The following is a 7,030-nucleotide window of genomic DNA, read 5'->3' on the forward strand; positions in this document are numbered from 1 at the left end:
CAGACTTGACCCCAAGTTGATTTAAAGCCAGTAGTTCATGAAGCGGGCGGCGAATTCGCGCAGGCGGTCGGCCCAGGGACGGTGGCGCCAGCCTTCCAGCGTCACTTGCACCGAGTCGCGCAGGTCTTCCTGGAAGGCTTTCTCCATCTCGGTGCCGAAGACGTCGCCCATCACCACCACGTTGAGCTCGCTGTTGTGCAGGAAGCTGCGGGTGTCGATGTTGGTCGAGCCGACCGTCGACCAGTTGCCGTCGATGACGGCGGTCTTGGCGTGCAAGACCGCCAGCTTCAACTGGTAGATCTGCACGCCGCTCTCGAGCAAATCGTCGTAGAAGGCATGGCCGGCGTAGAACACCAGCCCGCTGTCGGACACGCCCGGCAGCACGATCTTGACGTCCACCCCGCGCCGCGCGGCGGCCATCAGCGCCTCCACCGTCTGCCGGTCCGGCACGAAGTAGGCCGAGGTGATGTGGATGCTGCGCTTGGCTTCCTGGATCGCCAGGTTGTACGCCTTGTAGATCTCGAACTTGCCGCCGGGGTCGCTGCCCAGCACGCGCACCACCTTGTCGCCGGCCACCACCGGCTTGGGGAAGTAGTCGGCGTCCGCCAGGTCATCCTTGTCCTGCGCCACCCAGTGCCGCACGAACAGCCACTGGAAGGCCTGCACCGCCGGCCCTTCGACCTTGATGTGGGTGTCGCGCCAGCCCACCTGCGACTTGTCGGTCGGCCGGGCCGAGGAGCGGAACAGCGAGCTGCGCGCATAGGTGGCGCTGATGTTGATGCCGCCGGTGAAGGCGACCTTGCCGTCGACGATCAGCACCTTGCGGTGGTCGCGGTTGTTGAGCTTCCAGCTGTCGCCGCTCAGCTTGGCCGGGTTGACCGGGTTGAATTCCACCAGCTGGATGCCGGCCTTGCGCATGCGCTCGAAAAACGCGGCCGGCACGCCGATGGTGCCGACGCTGTCGTACAGGATGTTGACCGTGACGCCTTGCCGCTGCTTGTCGATCAGCGCGTCGGCGAACTTCAGGCCCAGCTCGTCCTGGTCGAAGATATAGGTTTCCAGGTTGATGTGGTTGCGCGCAGCGGCGATGGCCTTGAGCATTTCCGTCATGGTCTGCGGCCCGTCGAACAGCAGCGTGCACTTGTTGCCGGCAATGAGGGGCACGCCGGTGGCGGCTTCCTCCAGCGCGGCCTGGGCCTGCAGGTCCAGCGTCGCCTTGGGCCAGCGCCTGGCCAGCAAGGCCTTGCCGCGCTCCGGGCTCAGGCTGCCGTTGACGCCCTGCACGCTGGGCACGGCGGCCGGCTCGAGCTTGTCGCTCATCGCCGTCACGTTGGGCAGCGATGCGCATGCGCCCAGCAGGCCCCAGCACATCAGGCAGAGGGGCAACCAGAACCGCATGCGCGCGAGTTTCATTTTTGGGCCTTCTCCGTGGCGACCGCAGTTTCGGACATCTCCGCTTCCTCGGCCTCGGAACCGAAGAAGAACGATACCGGCCCCTGGCGGAACCGGCGGCCCATGGCCTTGAGCAGCTGCCAGCCCTGCTTGAAGCGCGCCTGGCGCGAGCGCAGCGCCACCCACAGCGCCAGCCCGAAGCTGACCAGCAGGTTGACCGTGCCGATGGCCAGGAAACCGGCCACCGAGGTCAGCACCAGTTCCCAACTGACATGGTAATCCAGTCCGACCATGGCCGTCGCAAAGTTCGCCGATGAGAACGTCACGTGGCGGATGTCCAGCGGCAGGCCCAGCAGGAAGCCCAGCAGCGGCATCACGCCGAGCAGGATGCCGAAGAAGAAATTGCCCATCAGGCCGCCGAGGTTGTTCTCCATGTAGACGCCCAGGCGCGCCAGGCGTTCCGGCCCCAGCAGCCAGCGCAGGCCGCGCAGCTGCGCGATGCGCTGCGACCAGCGGGTGTACAGCGCCTTGTTGTCGTAGTAGCCGGAGATCAGGCCGGCCACGAACAGGCAGACGCCGGCGATGGCGGCGTAGATCAGCGTCGGCCCGTGGATCGGGTCGATGTCGCGCAGCAGGCGCATGGCTTTTTCCGGCGACACCAGGTGGTGGCCGGTCAGCCACGGCCAGGCCAGCGCGATCAGCCAGGCGGTGGGGATGGCGGTGGCCAGGTTGCCCAGCACCGCCATGTTCTGCGTGCGGATCACCTTGACGCACAGCTCGGCCATGCTGTCGATGTCGATGTTGCGCCCGTCCTTGCTGTGCAGGCCGGCCGCGATGCGCGAGGCCGTCATCGCCGGCTGCTTGGTGGCGACCGTGAAGTGCAGCAAGTGGATGAACATGAAGCCCAGCGAGTAGTTCATGCTGAACAGGAAGGCTTCGACCAGCGGCGCGGCGCGCAGGTAGGACATCAGGATCTTGAACAGCGCCATGAAGCCGATCACCAGGCCGGCGCCGGCCGACGACACGAACATGCCGGTCAGCTCCTTGCGCTGGCTGGCCACGTAGTGCTCGCCGGTGTGGCTGGCGTTCTCGGTGACGTTGCGCGCCAGCAGGTCGATGTTATCGTGCATCAGGTCGCGCAGCTGGTACTTGTGGTTGTGCGCCTTGATCAGCTCCAGGCCCAGGCCGACGGCGGCGCTGCGGCGCGGGCTGGGCGGGCCTTCCTGCTGGTGCGGCGCGTGGGTGGCGGCCAGCAGGTTGAGCTCGGCCGCGGCGGCGGCCGGCAGCTCGCCGCTGACGTCCACCAGGAACAGCAGCTTGCGCAGGCGGTCGATGCTTTGCGTCAGCGTCACCAGCAGGTAGGTCAGGGCGATGCTGGTGCCCTGGCTCAGCGCCTTCTTGCGGATCTTGGCCACCACGCCGTCGCACTGGTCCAGCATGACCAGCAGGTGGCGCGCGTCCTCCAGCGCGGCTTCGTCGCCGGCCAGCATGCGCTGGTAGTTGTCGAGATAGGCGTTGACCTCGAAGTTCTGCACCATGAACGGCGATTCGTAGGTCTCCATCTCGGTGTGGAAATTGGTCAGCTTGGGTTCCAGGCCGATGGCGCACACGCGGTAGGACAGCGTGCGGATCGCCTCCAGCAGGCCGGGCAGCATCAGTTGCGGCTGTTCTTCCTCGTCGTGCAGGCTGACCACGTCGATCAGGGCCAGCCAGTCGGCGGCCGGCACGGCGGCGATCCAGACGTGGTCGGTGCGCTTGTAGACCACCTGGTCGAGCGCGTCGCTCAGGTATTCGTCGCCCAGCGCGGGCGGCAGGATGCGGTAGGCAATGCGGCGCTTGAATTCGGTGAAGAAGCCGTCGTTGGACAGCACGCCGATTTCGGTGTACAGGCTGGCGTGGCGGCGGCTGGACAGCAGCGTGCGCGCGTAGCGGCCCAGCGCCTGCGCGTGGGCGGGGTTGCCCTTCAACAGCTGGCACAGGGTGCGTACGTTGGCGGTGGCGCGCGCGCCGTCGGTGGCGCGCTGCGGGCGCAGGGTGTCGAACAGCTCGACCATCAGGCCGATGTCGTTGCTGTTTGCGTCGATGCGTTCAAGGATTTCGAGCATGCGTGGGGCGGACGAACCGCGTAGGTACAAAGCCGCAGTATAGTCGTATAAGTCTGCCAAGTATGTACGCTGGCGAACGTTGGCTGTCCATTGGGAAAATTAGATGGCGGTAGGGCAATGGCGGGCGGGGGCGCGAATATTCCCCCAACGTGGTCCCGCGCACAGAGGTGCCGCGCCCGCTGTCCTACCATGGGCTTAACGGCATACGTTTTCCAGGCTCATCATGAAATCGATCTACATCATGCTGGCAGGGTTGGCGCCGCTGGTCGCGGCGGCGCAAACGCCATCGCAAACGCCGTCGTCGGTGCAGGTGTACGGCCTGCTCGACGCGGGCGTGGTGGCCGAGGGCGGCTGCAACGGACCCTGCGCGCACACCCGGCTCGACAGCGGCGTGTCCGCCGGCTCGCGGCTCGGCGTGCGCGGCCGCGAGGACCTCGGCGGTGGCACGTCGGCCGTCTACACGCTGGAGGCGGGCATCCTCAACGACACCGGCGCGTCCGACCAGAACGGCAAGCTGTTCGGCCGCCAGGCCTATGTCGGGCTGGACGGGCCGCTGGGCGCGGTCACCTTGGGCCGGCAGTACAACCTGCTGTACGAGACGCTGACCGATGTGGCCGACCCCTTCCACGGCGGCACGGCGGGCAGCGCGGCCAACCTGGTCGGCTACACCACGCGCCGCTACGACAACACCATCAAATACCAGTCGCCGCGCAGCAAGAACGGCTGGAACGGCGCGGCCATCTACAGCGTCGGCGAGTCGCCGTACAACAGCAAGGCCAACCGCGCCTACGGCGCCACCATCGGCTACGCCGGCAGCACGGTCAACCTGCGCGTCACCCACCAGCGCAAGGAGAATGCGCTGGACGCCAGCGGCGCCGCGTCGGCGGTCGACCAGTCGGCCAGCAACACGCTGGTGGCGGCCAATGTGGACTTCGGCCGCTTCGTCGGCTATGCCGCGTACGGGCATAGCCGGGGCGCCGGCAGCTCGCCATGGAATATGTCCAACCCCTACGGCGCGGTCGTGCAGAGCACGCCGTCCGACAACAGCCGCGACGTGCTGGTGGGCGTGGCGGTGCCGATGGGCGCGACCACCTTCCTGGCGTCCTACATCCACAAGGACGACCGCAGCAGCGCCAACCGCGACGCCAACCAGTTCGCGGTCGGCGTCAGCTACGCGCTGTCGCGGCGCACCGAGCTGTATGGCGCCTTTGCCCGCATCCAGAACCGCAACGGCGCCGGCTACACGGTCGGCAACGCCACCAGCGCCGGCCGCGGCGACCGGGCGATCAACATCGGGCTGCGCCACGCTTTCTGATCCGTGCTAAATTGCTCTTTTTAGCACTCATCAGGAACAAGCATGTATCTGACTTACTTCAACGGCGGCTGGTCCGAAGGTAACACCCCTTTGTTTGGCGCGATGGACCACAGCGTGTGGCTGGGATCGTCCGTGTTCGACGGCGCGCGCTCGATCCGCGGCCACATGCCGGACCTGCGCCTGCACCTGCAGCGCGTGGTCACCTCGTCCGAGCGGCTCGGCCTGGTGTGCCCGCTGTCGGTGGACGAGATGGAGAAGCTGGTGCGCGAAGGCGTGGCCAAGTTCCCCGCCGATGCCGAGTTGTACGTGCGTCCGCTGGTGTTCGGCACCGACGGCCTGCTGGTGCCGGTGCCGGAGAAGAGCGCCTTCGCGCTGACCCTGTTCGATGCGCCGATGCCGCCGTTCACCGGCTTCTCGGCCTGCCTGACGGCGCTGCGCCGTCCCGATCCGTCGATGGCGCCGACCGACGCCAAGGCCTCGGCGCTGTACGCCAACACCAGCAAGGCGATCCGCGAGGCCCAGCAGCGCGGCTTCGACAACGCGGTGGTGTGCGACAACGCCGGCAACGTGGCCGAGTTCGCATCGGCCAACCTGTTCCTGGTCACGCCCGACGGCAAGGTGGTGACGCCGGTGGCCAACGGCACCTTCTTGTCCGGCATCACCCGCGCGCGCGTGATCGCCTTGCTGGCCAAGGAGGGCATCGTGGTCGAGGAGCGTTCGGTGCGTCCGGAAGAGCTGGAAACGGCGGCCGAGATCTTCAACACCGGCAATTACGGCAAGGTCACGCCGTGCATCCGCTACGAGGCGCGCACCCTGCCGGTCGGCCCGGTCGCCACGCTGGCCTTCCAGCGCTACATGGCGTTCTGCGACACCGAGTGATCAGCGGGGCTTGGCCGGGCAGCTGGCGCCAAGCCAGCGTCCGGTCGATTCCACCTGCACGTTCTGCGGCCCGCCGCCCGCCTCGCTGGTGACGTTCATGTTCATCACATACGCGCTGTCGCCGTTGAAGCGCAGCGTGCCCTGGCCGCTGGAGGCCGGGTCGGTGCAGCTGAACGAGATGTTCATGCCGCCCGCCACCGGCTCGCTCTTCGAGCTGCATTTTCCTTTTTGATTCATCGGCAGTTCCTTCCTGGCCGCCATCTCGGGCGTGACGCAGGCGGTTAGCACCATGGCGCCGTCCTCGCCGGCCTTGGGCATGGAGACGCCGTTCTGCTTCATCATCGCCTCCATCTGCGCGCGCTGCTCGGGCGGCATGTTGGCCAGCTGCTTGAGCGCCATGCCCATCGCCTGGTCGGCCTGGGCGTTGCCGGTCTTGACCTTGTTGTGCAGCTCCCACAGGCCGGGCTTGATGGTCTGGGCGGACGCCTGCGCGGCGGCCAGCACGGCCAGGGAAAGTATCAGTCGCTTCATGGCGGCTCCCGAAAGAAAGGTAGCGACAGCATAAACCAAAACGCCGCCGCCCAAAGAAAAACGGCGCGCCACCGTCGGGTGGAGCGCCGCATGCGGGGCGGTACGGGCTAGACGCCGCGTCCGCTAATCAGGCGCAGCAGCACCATGATGATGGCGACCACCAGCAGGATGTGGATGAAGCCGCCGATGGTGTAGGAAGTGACCAGGCCCAGCAGCCACAGGATAAGCAGAACGACAGCAATGGTGTAAAGCATGTGATTCTCCTCGGGGTTGTTAAACTTCGTTTCGTTTCGTTTTGTGTGTCCCCATTGTGCGGCAACTGCCGGCGGCATTCTGTACGCTGGCGTACTAAGATGACCTCGAATCGGCGATTGCGTGCGGCGCGTCGGCGGCGATCAGGCCCAGGAGGTGCTCGACGCGCACCGGCTTGACCAGGTGCTGCTCGAAGCCGGCCGCGCTGGCGCGCTCGCGGTCGATCGCCTGGCCGTAGCCGGTGAGCGCGAACAGGCGGCAGGGGCGGCCGTTCAGCCGCTGGCGGATGTGGCCGGCCAGCGCGTAGCCGCTCATCGTCGGCAGCCCGATGTCGAGCACGGCGATCTGGGGCAGGAAGCGGTCAAGATGGGCAAGCGCGGCCAGCGGTTCGTTGAACACCTGGACGTCATGCCCGTGCAGCTCCAGCAAATTGGCCATCAGGCTGACGGCGTCGAGGTTGTCGTCCACCAGCAGGATGCGCTTGCGCTGCGCCGTGCTGGCGGCGGCGGGCTGCGCCGTGTCGCGGCCCGGCGCGGCGTCGGCCGCCTGCGCCAGG

7 protein-coding genes are annotated in these 7,030 nt (G+C 67.0%); 2 read left to right on the forward strand and 5 right to left on the reverse strand.

The features are described 5' to 3' along the window. Nucleotides 1-21 precede the first annotated feature (21 nt). A complete protein-coding gene (gene cls, locus GTP90_RS27180) occupies nucleotides 22-1,413 on the reverse strand; it encodes a cardiolipin synthase (protein ID WP_161086437.1) in 1,392 nt (463 codons plus the stop codon). After that, nucleotides 1,410-3,497, reverse strand: coding sequence for a site-specific recombinase (locus GTP90_RS27185; protein ID WP_161086438.1), 2,088 nt, complete (start codon nucleotides 3,495-3,497; stop codon nucleotides 1,410-1,412). The genes cls and GTP90_RS27185 overlap by 4 nt, the downstream gene beginning before the upstream one ends. 223 nt (nucleotides 3,498-3,720) lie before the next feature. Between GTP90_RS27185 and GTP90_RS27190 the strand changes: the two genes are divergently transcribed. Together GTP90_RS27190 and GTP90_RS27195 are read left to right on the forward strand one after the other, a co-directional pair. Next, entirely contained in the window at nucleotides 3,721-4,812 is a 1,092-nt protein-coding gene (locus GTP90_RS27190; RefSeq protein WP_161086439.1) for a porin, read from the forward strand. Nucleotides 4,813-4,854: 42 nt separating this feature from the next. Further along, complete coding sequence (locus GTP90_RS27195; protein ID WP_161086440.1) at nucleotides 4,855-5,691, forward strand: branched-chain amino acid aminotransferase; 837 nt, start codon at nucleotides 4,855-4,857, stop codon at nucleotides 5,689-5,691. Here the strand turns inward: GTP90_RS27195 and GTP90_RS27200 are convergent, their stop codons facing one another. From GTP90_RS27200 to GTP90_RS27210, 3 genes are all read right to left on the reverse strand, one after another. After that, a complete protein-coding gene (locus tag GTP90_RS27200; protein ID WP_161086441.1) occupies nucleotides 5,692-6,222 on the reverse strand; it encodes a DUF3617 domain-containing protein in 531 nt (176 codons plus the stop codon). A 107-nt stretch (nucleotides 6,223-6,329) separates the two neighbouring features. Beyond that, nucleotides 6,330-6,476 carry a lmo0937 family membrane protein gene (locus tag GTP90_RS27205; protein ID WP_008446864.1) on the reverse strand — a complete coding sequence of 49 codons (147 nt, stop codon included), beginning with the start codon at nucleotides 6,474-6,476 and terminating at the stop codon, nucleotides 6,330-6,332. A gap of 94 nt (nucleotides 6,477-6,570) precedes the next feature. Beyond that, nucleotides 6,571-7,030: response regulator (locus GTP90_RS27210; protein WP_161086442.1), on the reverse strand; the 460-nt coding region annotated here is incomplete at its 5' end.

Origin of the sequence: Duganella vulcania, from assembly GCF_009857655.1 — a bacterium.
Taxonomy (GTDB): Bacteria; Pseudomonadota; Gammaproteobacteria; order Burkholderiales; family Burkholderiaceae_D; genus Rugamonas; species Rugamonas vulcania.

Excerpts from the sequence above, each read along its gene's own strand:
- cls (WP_161086437.1), bottom strand. The coding sequence starts at position 1,413 with ATGAAACTCGCGCGCATGCGGTTCTGGTTGCCCCTCTGCCTGATGTGC.
- GTP90_RS27185 (WP_161086438.1), bottom strand. The coding sequence starts at position 3,497 with ATGCTCGAAATCCTTGAACGCATCGACGCAAACAGCAACGACATCGGC.
- GTP90_RS27190 (WP_161086439.1), top strand. The coding sequence starts at position 3,721 with ATGAAATCGATCTACATCATGCTGGCAGGGTTGGCGCCGCTGGTCGCG.
- GTP90_RS27195 (WP_161086440.1), top strand. The coding sequence starts at position 4,855 with ATGTATCTGACTTACTTCAACGGCGGCTGGTCCGAAGGTAACACCCCT.
- GTP90_RS27200 (WP_161086441.1), bottom strand. The coding sequence starts at position 6,222 with ATGAAGCGACTGATACTTTCCCTGGCCGTGCTGGCCGCCGCGCAGGCG.
- GTP90_RS27205 (WP_008446864.1), bottom strand. The coding sequence starts at position 6,476 with ATGCTTTACACCATTGCTGTCGTTCTGCTTATCCTGTGGCTGCTGGGC.